We start from the raw sequence: 12,975 nt of genomic DNA on the forward strand, positions 1-12,975 counted from the left end.
CGCGCCGCTGGCCGCGGGTGACCCCGCCGGGTACACCTGGGACGTCGACAAGACGCAGCACAACGTCTACCGCGGGTTCGACAACCACGTCCACGAGCTGTGGTTCAACAACGCCTGGCACCACAACGACCTCACCGCCGCGGCCGGCGCGCCGATCGCCGCGGGCGACCCGGCCGGTTACACCTGGAGCGTCGACCGCACGCAGCACAACGTGTACCGCGGCACCGACGGGCACATCCATGAGCTGTGGTTCAACAACGCCTGGCATCACAACGATCTGACCCGGGCGGCCGGCGGACCCCCGCTGGCCGGCAGCGACCCGATCGGCTACACCTGGGACGTCGACCGGACCCAGCACGTGGTCTACCGGGGCGGGGACAGCCGCATCCACGAGCTCTGGTTCAACGGCGTGTGGAACTACAATGACCTGACCGCGGCCGCCGGCAACCCCGGCCTCGCCACCGGGAAGCCGACCGGCTACCAGTGGAGCGTCGACCGCACCGAGCACGTGGTCTACCGGCGCTCGGACAACCACGTCCAGGAGCTCTACCTCCACCTCTGATCACCTCGAGAGCTATCAGCACTGGCTTATATAAGTCAGTGCCGATAGACTCGCGTCCGTGCACGCGTTCGATGTGCTGGGCGATCCGGTGCGGCGCCGGATCCTGGAGCTGCTCGCCGACGGGGAGAAGGCCTCCGGCGGCGTCTCCACGGTGATCCAGGCCGAGTTCGGCATCTCCCAGCCGGGGGTGTCACAGCACTTGAAAGTGCTGCGGGACAACGGGTTTACCACTGTTCGAGCGGAGGGGGCGCGCCGGTTGTACGCGGTGCGCGCGGAACCCCTGCGTGATGTGGACGCGTGGCTGGACCGGTTCCGGCGCTTCTGGACTCCGCACCTCGAGGCGCTGGCCACGGAAATCGCTCGAGGGAAGAGGAGAGACCGATGATCGACGTCAAGCACGAGATCAGCGCGACCCGCCGGGTGGTGGGCTCGAAGGTGATCGCGCCGGGCGAGTCGCGCACGGTGACGGTGAGCCGGGTCTACGACACCGATGTGGACGACCTGTGGGACGCGTGTACGAACCCGGAGCGGATCCCGCGCTGGTTCCTGCCGGTCAGCGGGGACCTGCGCGCGGGTGGGCACTTCCAGCTCGAAGGGAACGCCGGCGGCAAGATCGAGCGGTGCGACCCGCCGAACGAGTTCGCCGCGACCTGGGAGTACGGCGGGGAGGTGAGCTGGATCGAAGTGCGGTTGACCGCCGAGCCGGACGGGCGGGCCCGGTTCGAGCTGGAGCACATCGCCCACGTCGACGACGAGAAGTGGGCGGAGTTCGGGCCCGGCGCGGTCGGCGTCGGTTGGGATACGGGCCTGATGGGTCTCGCCCGCTACCTCGCCTCGGGCCAGGCCGTCGACCCGCGGGAATCCATGGCCTGGCTGGTCTCCGACGAGGGCCGCGAGTTCGTCACCGCCTCCAGCGACGGCTGGTACGAGGCGAGCATGGCGGCCGGCACCGACCCCGCCGAGGCCCGCGCCGCCGCGGACCGCACCACGGCCGCCTACACCGCCCCGATGTCCTGATCGCCACTCGTGCGAAGCAAAAATGACCTTGTTCCCAAGATTGAGGAGCCAATCCGGAGGAGAATCGCTGTAGGCCGACACGCTCCTAACTTCCGCCACGATACACAGGGCGAATGCTCACGAAACCGTCGGCGGAGGTGTTCCGTGCAACCAGCGCCAAGGTCACGACTCCATCCACCAACGCCATGACTGCCGGGTGGCGGAACCGGTACCTGGCGCCGGTATACGCCCTGACAATCGCATTTGTGGTGACACTCCTGCTCGGGGCTGTGTTGGACAATTCCGGGACAGCGAGCACTGAATCCACGGTGAAGATCCAATTCGTGCTCGCGGACACGAAAAAGCCGGCTGTGGATCTCAAAGACCAACCCGTGCAACTGTCCTTCCCGGACGGCGTGACCAAGGTCGGCGTGAACGGAGAGCTCCTGGTGTCGTCGAGCGCACCTTTCAGCGTCTGCGTACTGCTTCCAGAGGGTTGGACCAGCCCTGATGGGAATTTGCAGATGCGCACCGGTTTCACCTGTTGGTCATCGGTCCAGCCAGGTGTTTCGCTGACCGTCAAGAAACCGTGAAGTGACGCATGGCATCCATGGGACGAACCAACCGGCAGCCGGTGATCCTGGCGATCACCATCGGCAGCGGCTTGGCCGGCGGCGTGCTCGCCGGCCTGCTCGCCGAACAGTTCTGGGGCCCCAGCCCGTGGCCGCGGCTGCTCACTCTCGCCGTCACTGCTGCGCTCGGGACTACCGTCGCGTTCCACGTACTGACCATCGAACCGTCACAAAGCCGCACCCAACCAGAAGCGCGACCGCGGGCCGGTTCACCGCCATGGCATTCGGGATCGACCTCATCCGGTCCAGCCGGGAACCGGACCAGACAAGGTCCGCAAGCCACCGCGACGGCACCGCCGCCCCGCCTTCCCGGAACACCCAGCCACGTGGCGCTGCCGCTACCGGCCGCGAGCACTACACCGTCCACAACAGACAAACGGCAATGGTGGACCGAGTCATCTCCCAACGCCAACAGCGGCGCGGGACCACCAAACGCCACGGCCGAGACCCCCGCGCTGTCCAGCTACAGCGCACGTCGCGCACTGATCGCGCAGTGCCCGCGCTGCGGCGACTTCCAGCTGGACATGGCCGGCACCGGTTCGGCCTACGCCTTCCGTTGCCGCAACCCGCGCTGTGCCAACACGTGGACCTGGACGCCCGGCACGGCGTGGCCGGCCGTTGTGGTGCGTCGAAACCTGACCCGCGGTTCAGCCGATCGGGCCGGGCACGAGAACAGCTGACCAGACAAAGGTGGAGAGCGTGAACATGGGTTCATACCAGCAATCTGTGTCGCGGTCCGACCCGGGGTGCGTCGTCATACTGCTGGACCGGTCGGACTCGATGAAGCTGTTGTGGGCCAACACCGGTGCCACGCTGGCGGAAGGGGCGGCGCTGGCGGTCAACAACATTCTCCTGGACATGTGCATCAAGGCGACCACGGAGGTCAACGCGCCGGTCCGGCCCTACTTCGACGTCGGGGTCTTCAGCTACGGCGCCCGGCTCAGCACCCCGGGAGAGGGCGTGGAGTCCGCGTTCGGCGGGGGCCTGGCCGGGCGAGGACTGGTCCCCTTGCCCGAACTGGCCGAGAACCCGATAACCGTGCGCGCGGAGCCGTCGATCGATCTCATGTCGGTGACCGCGAAGATGCCGGTCTGGGTTGATCCGGTGCACGGCTACCGCACCCCGATGTGTGAAGCCATCGCACTTGTGGGCGCGCATGTTTTCGACTGGGCCGGCGCCCACCCGAACTCGTTCCCACCCATCGTCATCAACATCACCGACGGAATGGTCACCGACAGCCCGCACGAAGGCGCGACGCTGATCGAGTGGGTAAAGCGGCTGACGTCGGTCGCGACGAACGACGGGCCGACCCTGTTCTTCAACGTGTTCCTGTCGCCGGCCGAGGCGGCGGAGATCGTGTTCCCGGCCCACCCCGGTGGCCTGCCGCCCCCCGGACCGGACCTGTTCGCGCTGAGCAGCGAACTCCCGCCGGCGATGATCGAGAACGCCAGGGTGGACGGCTTCGACGTCCAACCCAGGGCTCGCGGTCTGGCGTTCAACGTCGGCAGGTCAACCTTGCTCAAGGTGCTGCAGGTCGGCACCAGAGTCCCCGACCGTCCGTCGTAGGAGCTGAGGCGTTGATCCATACGCAGATGGTCATCTATTACTCCGCCAAACACGGTAATGACGAGTCGGAATGGGAGGACGGCGGGGCCTGCTTTCCTGGTGATCCGGTGACCGGACGTGGCACGCGGCTCGCCGTGGCGGACGGGGCGACCCAGGGTTTCGGTTCGGCGCGCTGGGCACAGCAACTCGTGGCCGGATTCGTCGGCGCGGACCGGGACGCCGGGGTGGAGCCGCCGGCACTGTCCGCCCGTGGGCTGCATGGATGGTTCGAGACCATGCAGACTCGGTGGCACCAGGATCCACGTCTGGCCGGGGCGAACGCGCTGCAGAAGCTGAAGCACAAAGAGGTGGGCTCGTTCGCGACGTTCCTCGGCTGCGAGCTGAGTGATCTTGACGGTCCAGGGCCACGCTGGAACGCGGTGGCGCTGGGCGACACCGTGCTCTTCCAGGTCCGCAACAACAACCTGATCGCGCAGTTCCCCGCCATTGCCGCGAAGGACTTCGGGTTCAACCCGGACGGGGTGCCGACCAGGCCGGAGGCGCTGGCCGGCATGCTCGAGCGGTTGCTGGTCGGCGGCGGCGACCTCGTCGACGGCGACGTGCTCTACGTGGCAACCGATGCCCTCGCCCAATGGATGGTGGAGACCGATCAGCGGGACCGCGGATCCCTGTGGACAGTGCTGGCCGGATTGGATCATCCGGACGCGTTCCGCACGCTTGTCGCGGACCGCCGGCGCAGCGGCGAGCTGAAGAACGACGACGTCACGCTCCTGCGGGCCTGGGCCGTCACCACCCGGCCAGCCCATTTGGTGGTGTGTCTGTAATGCGGTACCCCAGCGCTGAGGACTACGTGAAGGCCGTGCAGCGGCTCGAGTCGTTCACCGATGACGATCTCAGGCGGATGGAGCTCGTCGTCCATCCGCTGTACCAGATCCCGATGCCGGCGGCCGGCACCAGCGCGGTGGTCTTCAAGGCAGTGCTGGACGGGGAGGCGCAGGCGTTGCGCTTCTTCACCCGGGCCGACACCTGGAGCGCGGAACGGTATCCCTCACTGCACAACCACTTCATCGCCACGGGCCTCGCGAGCTCCGTGGCGATGCCACTGTGGGTGAACGACGCCATCCGGGTCAACGGCAGCAGCTGGCCCGTGGTGCGCATGCAGTGGGTGGAGGGACATACCCTCAACAAGTACGTCGAGGATCTCATCCAGCAGAAGGACATACGGTCGTTGAGCACGCTCGCGGCGGCCTGGCGCGAGCTCGTGACGCGCCTGCAGCGCGCCGAGTTCGCCCATGGCGACCTCCAGCACGGCAACATCCTCGTCGACAGCGGCAGCGAGATACGCCTGGTGGATTTCGACTGCTCGTGGGTCGCCCGTTTTGCCGGCGGGCCGGCACCGAGCGAGACCGGGCACCGCAACTATCAGCCGGCCAGCCGTCCCTGGGGGCAATGGATGGACACCTTCTCCGGGCTGGTCATCTACGTCTCGTTGCTCGCCTTGTCGAAGAATCCACACCCGTGGAGCACGCTGAACACCGGCGAGAACCTCCTGTTCCGACACGACGATTTCCACCCGCCGTTCGGCACGCCCACCTGGACGCAGCTGTCGAGTATCGGCGACCGGCAACTCGACGATCTGGTCAGTCGTCTCAAGGAGTGCTGTACACCGGGTTGGGTGGCCAGCGGTGGACTTGACGATCTGCTTGCCCCGCGGGTGAAACCGTGGTGGGAGCGCACCCAGACCGAGGTGGCCGCGGCGGTCGGTGCTCCGCCGAGAGCACCCGAACCACCACGAGCTCCGCTCCCGCCACCAAGGCCCGAGCGGTGGCCCGAGGTCCGACCGCAGCCGAACCGCGTTCCGCCCCGACCGCCGAGCCCGGACTGGTGGCAGGCCGTGCCCGGCGGCGGTACCCGCGAACGGCCAGGGCAACGCCCACGCGCCAAGCGAAACATCGGCCGAGTCATCGCGACTGCGCTCCTCGCGGGTTTCGTGGTCGGCGGCCTCAGCGGTGCGGCGGCGGGCGCGGTCGGTGTGCCAGTCGGACTCATCGTGTCGATACTCGTGCTGATCGTGGGTCTCGCAAAGCGCCAGTAAGGGCTCGCAGATCAATAACACGCTGAGTTGATCTTGATCTGGGTTGGGGTAGGAAGCAACGTGACGTTCCTTCCACCCTCCCTAACCCTGGGTGGTCAGAAAGCGCTGACGATCAATACCAAAATGATCACGATGGCCAGACCCACAATCACGAGTGCTAATGAAGACGCGAACCGGTGCTTCCCCGGCGTCGCCGGTGCCGAGGGTCGAACCGGGACCGGCGACCGGGTCGGGTTGCCGGCGGGCGCCGTCTCCTGATCCCTCCACCACTGTGTTGTGGCGGCGGCAGCGGGGGCGGCTGGGGCGGCTGGGGTGGCACCCACCTGGCTGGCCGTCGCCTTTCCCCGTCCACCGCCGTGCCGGATGAGATCGCTCAACCATGCCGGAGGTGTGCCGGATTCCTCGATCGATGCGGCGGCCGGCTGGACGGGCGGGGACTCCGGCGCGGTCTTCGGCTCCGCCCCGGGCGCCGGCCACGGCGGCGTGGCCGGCGTTCCAACCGAAGACTCGGCATTCTCGGCGGGCTGCTCCCGCGTGCCGGGGCCGGCGGGTTCAGCTGTGGCTTCACACTGTGCTTCGCCGGTCTCCTGAACAGGGCTTGGCACACCGGGCATGCCGCGGCGCCAGTGGTCGGCAGGGGGCAGCCTGGTGGCTCCGTCCTCCGGCTCCGGCACCTTGGCGGCCTCGATGCCGCTCAGGATCTCGTCGATCTCCGCGGCGTTCTGCACAGTGAGCTCGCGCCGGTCCCGTATCTCCCGCAGCAGTTTCAGAATATCGGCCCTGGCGACCTCGTCCGCCTCATCCTTGAGGTTGCGCCGGAGCTTTCCGATGAGCTCCTCCTGCTGGTCCGGCGAGATCCGGTTCGGGCCTATCCAGCTGGCAATGCGATACAGGTAGGCGAATGGCACCGGCGGCGGTTCGGGAAGGGGATCCGGCGGGGTCGGCGGCCGGCTGGTGAGCTCCCTGAGCGCTCCGGCCAGACCGATCGCGGCGTCGGCACTGCGCCCGCGGTAGTCGATGATCTGCTTCTCCGCGAGCGGAATACGCATGCTTTCCACCGGGCCGACCCGGACCGGCAGGACGGGGATGCCCAGCTTCTCCGCGTACTCCAGTTCACTGCGGCAGGGCTGGGACCTCCATGAGCTATCGGACAGGGCGAAGATGAAAAGCTCCGCACGTTGAATCTCGCGGATAATCTCCCGCCACCACGACTCGCCGCCGTGGATATCGTGATCCATCCACACCGAGCGACCCAGCCGTTCGAGATCATCGACAAGGGTGCGGACCAGACTCTCGTCCGTCCGGGTATAACTGACAAAAACACTCACCGCTCTACCTCCGCCATGCGGACGCCGTTACCTATTTGGTCGCGAAATCCGCCGGGTCCGTTGCGGCCGGACGCGGAGTTGATGCCAGGAACACCACATCCGGCTCGCCACGGGACACCGGAACGCTCAGCACCTCGACCCTGGTGAACCGGGCCCGCAGAAGTCCGGCGAACGATTCGCTCGCCGAGGCGCTCCAGACCGCGAGCACGCCGTTCGGTTGCAGGACCCACGCGAGGGAGTCGAGGCCGAGGCCGGAGTAGAGCGCGGCGTTGGTGTCGCTGACTGTCCATTCTGGACCGTTGTCGATGTCGAGGCACACCGCGGCGAAGCGCTCATCGCAGGTACGCAACCACGGGACGAGGTCGGCCGGCACGCAGCGTACCCGTGGGTTCGACAGGGCGTCGCCGTGCAGCTCGCGGAGTGGGCCGTGGTTCCACGTGATCACGGCCGGTTCCCGTTCCAGCACAACGATACCGCCAACTCTGGGGTGGTCGAGGGCGGCGCGGAGGGAGAAGCCGACGCCGAGGCCGCCGATCAGCATGCGGCCACCGGCGGGCATGCGGTCGGCGGCCGCGGTGACCAGGAGGCGCTCCGAGGTGCCGTCGCGGGTGTCCATCAGGAACATGCCGTTGGCGATGATTTCGAAGTGGGGACCGGAGCGGCGCAGGACGAGTTCACCGGCGGCACCGGGGAGGCGGGAGAGGGTCTCGGCCACTCGGACTAGGGTAGAGCTGCCCCTCTTGCGGGGGCGCGTGGCGGCTCTACGCTTGGAGGGCGGAGGTGGTCGACAGATGCAAGCTACGGTAGGCGACCGGTTGCACGTTCACGGCAAGCACGTGGGCAATCCGGACCAGCTGGGCGAGATCGTCGAGGTGCGCGGCAGCGATGGCAAACCGCCGTATCTGGTCCGCTACCCCGACGGCCACGAGGCGCTCGTCTTCCCCGGGCCGGACTGCGTCGTGGAGCGGGACGAGGCATAGCACCGGTCAGACGTTGGTGATCTCGTCGATGAGGCCGTCCACGTCGAAGTAGTCGGACTCCTCGCCGAGCGGGACGATCCTGATCGTGGCTTCCAGGAACAACTGCACGGACTCACGGTCGAAGTCGAGCACGGCGTGGCCTTCCGGCGACTCGATCTCCAGCTGCAGCGCGGTCCGGCCGCTGGTGCGCCGCGGCCGGAGCCGCACGTCGCCGATGCCCGCCGCGCCGGTCAGCCCGTTGACCAGGAGGTCACGCGCGAACAGCCACTCGACCCAGACGTCCTCGTCGGTCTGGAAGGCAACCGCGATGGTGAACGGCTCGTCGGCCCGGTACGACCAACGGGACCGGACCGGCAGGTCGTCGGCATGCGCGACGAGTTCCTCGGTGTACACGCTGTCGGCGGTCATCTCGCAACCCTTCCTGTCCTCGAGGGTCCGCAGCTCATCAGTCGGGTTCGAGCCGCAGGACGTTTCGAGGTGGAGAGGGTTTGACGGCAAGATCGTGATGTAAGTACCCGATTATTCAGCCGATCCGGTGTGACCGGGGCTACTGGATGAGCCCGAGGCCCCGCACGGCGTCGCGCTCCTCGGCCAGCTCGCGCACCGACGCGTCGATCCGCTCCCGGGAGAACGCGTCGATCTCCAGCCCCTGGACGATCTCCCAGCGACCGCCGCGGGAGACCACCGGGAACGAGGAGATCAGGCCCTCCGGGACGCCGTAGGAGCCGTCGGACGGCAGCGCGACCGAGGTCCAGTCGCCCTCCGGGGTGCCGTTCACCCAGTCGTAGACGTGGTCGATGGCCGCGTTGGCCGCCGACGCCGCGGAGGACGCGCCGCGCGCCTCGATGATCGCCGCGCCGCGCTTGGCCACGGTCGGGATGAACGTGTCGCGCACCCAGGCCTCGTCATTCACGGCGGCCAGCGCCGGCGAGCCGCCGACCTCGGCGTGCTGCAGGCTCGGGTACTGGGTGGCGGAGTGGTTGCCCCAGATCGCCAGCCTCCTGATCTCGGTGATCGGGACGCCGAGCTTCTTGGCGAGCTGGGAGATCGCCCGGTTGTGGTCGAGTCGGGTCATCGCGGTGAACCGCTCGGCGGGCACGTCCGGGGCGTGCGCCTGGGCGATCAGGGCGTTGGTGTTGGCCGGGTTGCCGACCACGAGCACCCGCACGTCGTCCGCGGCGCCGGCGTTGATCGCCTCGCCCTGCGGCTTGAAGATGCCGCCGTTGGCCTCGAGCAGGTCACCGCGCTCCATGCCCTTGGTGCGCGGGCGGGCGCCGACGAGCAGCGCGACGTTGACGCCGTCGAAGGCGCGCTTCACGTCGTCGGTGATGTCGATGCCGGTGAGCAGGGGGAACGCGCAGTCCTCCAGCTCCATGGCGGTGCCCTCGGTGGCGCGGATGGCCGGAGGGATCTCCAGCAGGCTCAGGCGCACGGGGGTGTCCGGGCCGAGCAGCTGTCCGGAGGCGATGCGGAACAGGAGTGCGTAGCCGATCTGGCCGGCCGCACCGGTGACGGTGACGTTCACGGGAGACACGCCCGGCAGGCTATCAAGGTGCGGTTACCGCAACTCGTGCAGCGTTCGGGTGGACTTGTCCCGCACGCGTGGCGAAGTGCTGACTTCGGCACCCCGGCGAGGCATCATCGGGTCCTGCTGATGTCCGAGTCCACGGTCCGTATCAGGCTCATCGGAGCCGAGTTGCGCCGCCATCGCGAGGCTGCCGGCCTCACACTGACCGAATTGGCAACGCGGATCGGCATCGAAAAGACCCAACTGAGCCGCATGGAGACCGGGGATCGCACGCAGAAGTGTGAGGACGTCGCCGGCCTGCTCGCCATCTACGGGGTCATCGGTGAGAAGCGGAAGACTCTCCTGCAGCTCACCCGCGAAGCGGAACGAAGCTGCCGGTGGCAGCGAAACTGCCCTTACGAACAGCGAGTCGCGGCCCTGAAGACCTTGGAAGCACGGGCGGTCGGGCTGATCAACTTTGAGTGCACGGTGGTTCCCGGGCTGCTGCAGACGGTCCCCTACGCCCGCGCCTTGATAAGCACCTTTCCGTTGATCGACGAGGAAGAGGTCGGCCGGCGGGTTGCCGATCGTATTTACCGCCAGTCGGTGCTGCGCAAGCTTGGCGCACCGGAGTTCCTTGCGATCATCACTGAGAACGTGCTGCACAACATCATCGGTAGCCGCACGATCATGCGCGAGCAACTCGCCTACCTCGCCGAAGCCGCGCAGCGTCCCAACATTCAATTGCGGATCATCCCACGTGCCGTCGGAAACCATCCTGGACTTGATGGACCGTTCGTGCGCGTGCGATTCCGTGATCGCCATGGGGTCGTGGTCCTGGAGAACCGAACCTCCAACTTGTTCCTCGAGGACAACGAGGAACTCATGGTCTACAACGATGTTCTCGAGGAGATGCTGACTGTGGCGCTCAATAACGACGACTCGGTAGCGTTGGTGCGTGAACTGGCGGAAGAGCAGTTTCAGCAGTGAAGGTGGCGCCAACTGTGTTGAGGTTGCCTGGCTTCCGGGCGCGATGGCGTTCCGGGACTCCAAGAATCCCGGCGGGCCCGTACTACTGGTGAAGCGGGCCGCCCGTGATGGTCAACGACACGGCCATCACGGCGAGGCCTAGCCCGCCGTAGAGCAGCACGTCCATCCCGCGGCCGCGGATGGCGACCAGGCCGATCCGGCCGTCCGGCAGCAGGGCCCGCAGCACGCCGGCCATGACCAGGGCCACGCCGATCAGCACGGTGCCTTCGCGCCAGTGGTACTGCACGATACGGATCAGGCCGAACGTGGCGACGGCCAGCACGAGGAGCAGCGGGATCTGCGACTTCACTCGGGCAGGCTCCGCTCGGCGGCGACCACGGTGTTGGTGAGCAGCATCGCCACGGTCATCGGACCGACACCGCCGGGCATGGGCGCGAGATGGCCGGCCACCTCGCGCACGTCCGGGTGAACGTCGCCGACGAGGCCGTTCTCCGTCCGGGTGATGCCGACGTCGAGCACCGCCGCGCCGGGCTTGACCATGTCCGGGGTGATCAGGCCGACGCTGCCGGCCGCGGCCACCACGATGTCGGCCCGCCGGACCTCGGCACCGAGATCCTTGGTTCCGGTGTGGCACAAGGTAACCGTGGCGTTCTCGGTTCGGCGGGTGAGCAGCAGGCCGAGCGGGCGGCCGACGGTCACGCCGCGGCCGACGACCGTGACGTTGGCGCCGGCGATGGGCACGTCGTACTGCCGGAGCAGCGCGAGGATGCCCTGCGGGGTGCACGGCAGCGGGCCGGCCTCCATCAGCACGAGCCGGCCGAGGTTCACCGGGTGCAGCCCGTCGGCGTCCTTGGCCGGGTCGATCCGCTCCAGGATCGCGCCGGCGTCGAGGTGGCCGGGGATCGGCAGCTGCACGATGTAGCCGGTGCACTCCGGGTCGGCGTTCAGCTCGTCGATCACGGACTCCAGCTCGGCCTGGGAGATGTCGGCCGGAAGATCGCGGCGGATCGACGTGATGCCGACCTTGGCGCAGGCGTTGTGCTTGCCCCGGACGTAGGCGTGCGAGCCGGGGTCGTCGCCCACCAGCACGGTGCCCAGGCCGGGCACGACACCGCGGCCCCTGAGCGCGGCGACCCGCTCGGTCAGGTCGTCGAGGATCGCGTTGCGGGTGGCCTTGCCGTCCAGGATCGTCGCCGTCACAACCGCCATCCTCTCACCGCCGGATGGCCGCTACGCCGACCGCCACCATGGTTATCGCCGCGCCGGTCACGCCGGCCACGGTGAGCGCGGAACCAGGCGCCGGGACGATCAGGTCGAGCAGCACCGCGCCGATCAGCTGGCCGGCGACCGAGGCCAGACCCAGCACCAGCACCCCGACGAACCGGACCGCGGTCACCGCGGTGAGCACCGCGCCGATGCCGAGCGGTCCGCCGAGATAGAGCCACCACTGGCCGGGCGGTGCCGCCGGGGCGCCCCGCACCGCGAGGTCCACGGCGAACGCGACCAGCAGCACGGCGGCGCCGGCCAGGAAGTTGACCAGGGTGGGCACGATGACGTTGTCCGCCTCGCGGCGCACCAGGCCGTTCACCGCCACCTGCCAGGCCAGCCCGATCCCGGCCAGGGCCGGCAGCACGGCGAGCCAGAGCCCGGACGGGTGACCCAGCCGGTCGGACACCGCCACCAGCACCGCGAGCACCGCGAGGACGGCCCCGGCCGCGCGGGGCACGGTGACCGGCTGCGGGCCGGCGGGCCCGATGCCGGCCCGGTCCACCAGCAGGCTGCTGGCCACGTTGCCGGAGACGACGGCCACCGTGAACACCGCGACGCCGAGCATGGCGACGGTGATGCCCTGCGCGGCCACCACGAACCCACCGCACATCCCGCCGAGGCACTCCCACCAGCGCAGCCGGCCGCTCCGGATACTTTTCACCAGACGGGTGACGCCGCGCCGGGCCGCGGGCAGCGCCGCGACCGCGACGACCAGCGGCACCAGACCGACGCCGAACGAGATCAATGCGGCGAACACGCCGTCGTCCAGCAGGTGGCCGAGCTGGCCGTTCACCCGGCCCTGAACGGCCAGGCAGACCCCGCCGAGCGCGGCCAGCGCCGCACCCGCGGCACGCCGGGTAGCCGGGACGTGATGTGGTGCGGAGATGTCTGCCCTCACGGGTATCCATCCTGACCGAACCGGGTGATCGGGATCGACGCGGCTAAAGTGACGGGCGATGCGTGCCCTTGAGGAGCGGATGGTGCAACCGACGCAGCTCGACCCGACCGAACAGGACGCCCTGGTCAAGCAGATCGGGCTGGCCTTGCTGC

At 68.4% G+C, this 12,975-nt stretch carries 18 protein-coding genes; 11 read left to right on the forward strand and 7 right to left on the reverse strand.

Going from position 1 to position 12,975, the window contains the following annotated elements; translation table 11 throughout:
• The 8 genes from VGR06_RS42320 to VGR06_RS42355 all read left to right on the forward strand — a co-directional run.
• The coding region (locus VGR06_RS42320) for a hypothetical protein (protein WP_327564904.1) at positions 1-562 on the forward strand (562 nt) is incomplete at its 5' end.
• 58 nt (positions 563-620) lie between these two features.
• Complete coding sequence (locus tag VGR06_RS42325) at positions 621-947, forward strand: metalloregulator ArsR/SmtB family transcription factor (RefSeq protein WP_327564905.1); 327 nt, start codon at positions 621-623, stop codon at positions 945-947.
• Entirely contained in the window at positions 944-1,579 is a 636-nt protein-coding gene (locus VGR06_RS42330; protein ID WP_327564906.1) for an SRPBCC family protein, read from the forward strand. Before VGR06_RS42325 ends, VGR06_RS42330 begins: the two co-directional genes overlap by 4 nt.
• Before the next feature lie 113 nt (positions 1,580-1,692).
• The gene (locus VGR06_RS42335; protein ID WP_327564907.1) at positions 1,693-2,151 is read left to right on the forward strand and encodes a hypothetical protein; all 459 of its coding nucleotides are present in this window, start codon (positions 1,693-1,695) and stop codon (positions 2,149-2,151) included.
• A gap of 17 nt (positions 2,152-2,168) precedes the next feature.
• Complete coding sequence (locus tag VGR06_RS42340) at positions 2,169-2,870, forward strand: hypothetical protein (protein ID WP_327564908.1); 702 nt, start codon at positions 2,169-2,171, stop codon at positions 2,868-2,870.
• Between the two features lie 19 nt (positions 2,871-2,889).
• Positions 2,890-3,756 carry a hypothetical protein gene (locus tag VGR06_RS42345; protein ID WP_327564909.1) on the forward strand — a complete coding sequence of 289 codons (867 nt, stop codon included), beginning with the start codon at positions 2,890-2,892 and terminating at the stop codon, positions 3,754-3,756.
• Between the two features lie 11 nt (positions 3,757-3,767).
• On the forward strand, positions 3,768-4,580 hold the full coding sequence (locus VGR06_RS42350; protein ID WP_327564910.1) for a hypothetical protein: 813 nt from the start codon (positions 3,768-3,770) through the stop codon (positions 4,578-4,580).
• A complete protein-coding gene (locus tag VGR06_RS42355; protein ID WP_327564911.1) occupies positions 4,580-5,851 on the forward strand; it encodes a hypothetical protein in 1,272 nt (423 codons plus the stop codon). Before VGR06_RS42350 ends, VGR06_RS42355 begins: the two co-directional genes overlap by 1 nt.
• A gap of 95 nt (positions 5,852-5,946) precedes the next feature.
• On the opposite strand, the gene VGR06_RS42360 is transcribed toward VGR06_RS42355, so the two are convergent.
• Both VGR06_RS42360 and VGR06_RS42365 read right to left on the reverse strand, forming a co-directional pair.
• Positions 5,947-7,179 (reverse strand): toll/interleukin-1 receptor domain-containing protein, encoded by a 1,233-nt coding sequence (locus VGR06_RS42360; RefSeq protein WP_327564912.1) that lies wholly within the window; start codon positions 7,177-7,179, stop codon positions 5,947-5,949.
• 31 nt (positions 7,180-7,210) lie between these two features.
• The gene (locus tag VGR06_RS42365; RefSeq protein ID WP_327564913.1) at positions 7,211-7,894 is read right to left on the reverse strand and encodes a spermidine synthase; all 684 of its coding nucleotides are present in this window, start codon (positions 7,892-7,894) and stop codon (positions 7,211-7,213) included.
• 76 nt (positions 7,895-7,970) lie between these two features.
• On the opposite strand from VGR06_RS42365, the gene VGR06_RS42370 reads away from it, so the two are divergent.
• A complete protein-coding gene (locus VGR06_RS42370) occupies positions 7,971-8,159 on the forward strand; it encodes a DUF1918 domain-containing protein (RefSeq protein ID WP_327564914.1) in 189 nt (62 codons plus the stop codon).
• Between the two features lie 6 nt (positions 8,160-8,165).
• Here VGR06_RS42370 and VGR06_RS42375 read toward each other — a convergent pair whose 3' ends face one another.
• Both VGR06_RS42375 and VGR06_RS42380 read right to left on the reverse strand, forming a co-directional pair.
• Positions 8,166-8,567 carry an SsgA family sporulation/cell division regulator gene (locus VGR06_RS42375; protein ID WP_327564915.1) on the reverse strand — a complete coding sequence of 134 codons (402 nt, stop codon included), beginning with the start codon at positions 8,565-8,567 and terminating at the stop codon, positions 8,166-8,168.
• A gap of 139 nt (positions 8,568-8,706) precedes the next feature.
• Entirely contained in the window at positions 8,707-9,693 is a 987-nt protein-coding gene (locus VGR06_RS42380; protein ID WP_327564916.1) for a malate dehydrogenase, read from the reverse strand.
• Between the two features lie 120 nt (positions 9,694-9,813).
• Between VGR06_RS42380 and VGR06_RS42385 the strand changes: the two genes are divergently transcribed.
• Together VGR06_RS42385 and VGR06_RS42390 are read left to right on the forward strand one after the other, a co-directional pair.
• Positions 9,814-10,656, forward strand: coding sequence for a helix-turn-helix transcriptional regulator (locus VGR06_RS42385; RefSeq protein WP_327564917.1), 843 nt, complete (start codon positions 9,814-9,816; stop codon positions 10,654-10,656).
• Positions 10,625-10,798 (forward strand): DUF397 domain-containing protein, encoded by a 174-nt coding sequence (locus VGR06_RS42390; RefSeq protein ID WP_327564918.1) that lies wholly within the window; start codon positions 10,625-10,627, stop codon positions 10,796-10,798. The genes VGR06_RS42385 and VGR06_RS42390 overlap by 32 nt, the downstream gene beginning before the upstream one ends.
• Here the strand turns inward: VGR06_RS42390 and VGR06_RS42395 are convergent.
• From VGR06_RS42395 to VGR06_RS42405, 3 genes are read right to left on the reverse strand one after another with little or no spacing between them, the layout of a single operon-like run.
• Positions 10,739-11,005 carry a DUF3017 domain-containing protein gene (locus VGR06_RS42395; protein WP_327564919.1) on the reverse strand — a complete coding sequence of 89 codons (267 nt, stop codon included), beginning with the start codon at positions 11,003-11,005 and terminating at the stop codon, positions 10,739-10,741. The genes VGR06_RS42390 and VGR06_RS42395 overlap by 60 nt on opposite strands.
• Entirely contained in the window at positions 11,002-11,856 is an 855-nt protein-coding gene (locus tag VGR06_RS42400) for a bifunctional methylenetetrahydrofolate dehydrogenase/methenyltetrahydrofolate cyclohydrolase (protein WP_327564921.1), read from the reverse strand. Before VGR06_RS42400 ends, VGR06_RS42395 begins: the two co-directional genes overlap by 4 nt.
• 13 nt (positions 11,857-11,869) lie before the next feature.
• Positions 11,870-12,823: a DMT family transporter gene (locus VGR06_RS42405; protein ID WP_327564920.1), complete on the reverse strand. Its 954-nt coding sequence runs from the start codon at positions 12,821-12,823 to the stop codon at positions 11,870-11,872.
• Positions 12,824-12,975: the final 152 nt, after the last annotated feature.

The sequence above is a fragment of the Actinophytocola sp. genome (genome assembly GCF_036002505.1).
Lineage (GTDB): Bacteria > Actinomycetota > Actinomycetes > Mycobacteriales > Pseudonocardiaceae > DASYTH01.

What these genes read in the sequence shown, in the direction of transcription:
- VGR06_RS42375 (WP_327564915.1), bottom strand. Translation starts at nt 8,567, where the DNA reads ATGACCGCCGACAGCGTGTACACCGAGGAACTCGTCGCGCATGCCGAC.
- VGR06_RS42370 (WP_327564914.1), top strand. Translation starts at nt 7,971, where the DNA reads ATGCAAGCTACGGTAGGCGACCGGTTGCACGTTCACGGCAAGCACGTG.
- VGR06_RS42385 (WP_327564917.1), top strand. Translation starts at nt 9,814, where the DNA reads ATGTCCGAGTCCACGGTCCGTATCAGGCTCATCGGAGCCGAGTTGCGC.
- VGR06_RS42330 (WP_327564906.1), top strand. Translation starts at nt 944, where the DNA reads ATGATCGACGTCAAGCACGAGATCAGCGCGACCCGCCGGGTGGTGGGC.
- VGR06_RS42335 (WP_327564907.1), top strand. Translation starts at nt 1,693, where the DNA reads ATGCTCACGAAACCGTCGGCGGAGGTGTTCCGTGCAACCAGCGCCAAG.
- VGR06_RS42340 (WP_327564908.1), top strand. Translation starts at nt 2,169, where the DNA reads ATGGGACGAACCAACCGGCAGCCGGTGATCCTGGCGATCACCATCGGC.
- VGR06_RS42355 (WP_327564911.1), top strand. Translation starts at nt 4,580, where the DNA reads ATGCGGTACCCCAGCGCTGAGGACTACGTGAAGGCCGTGCAGCGGCTC.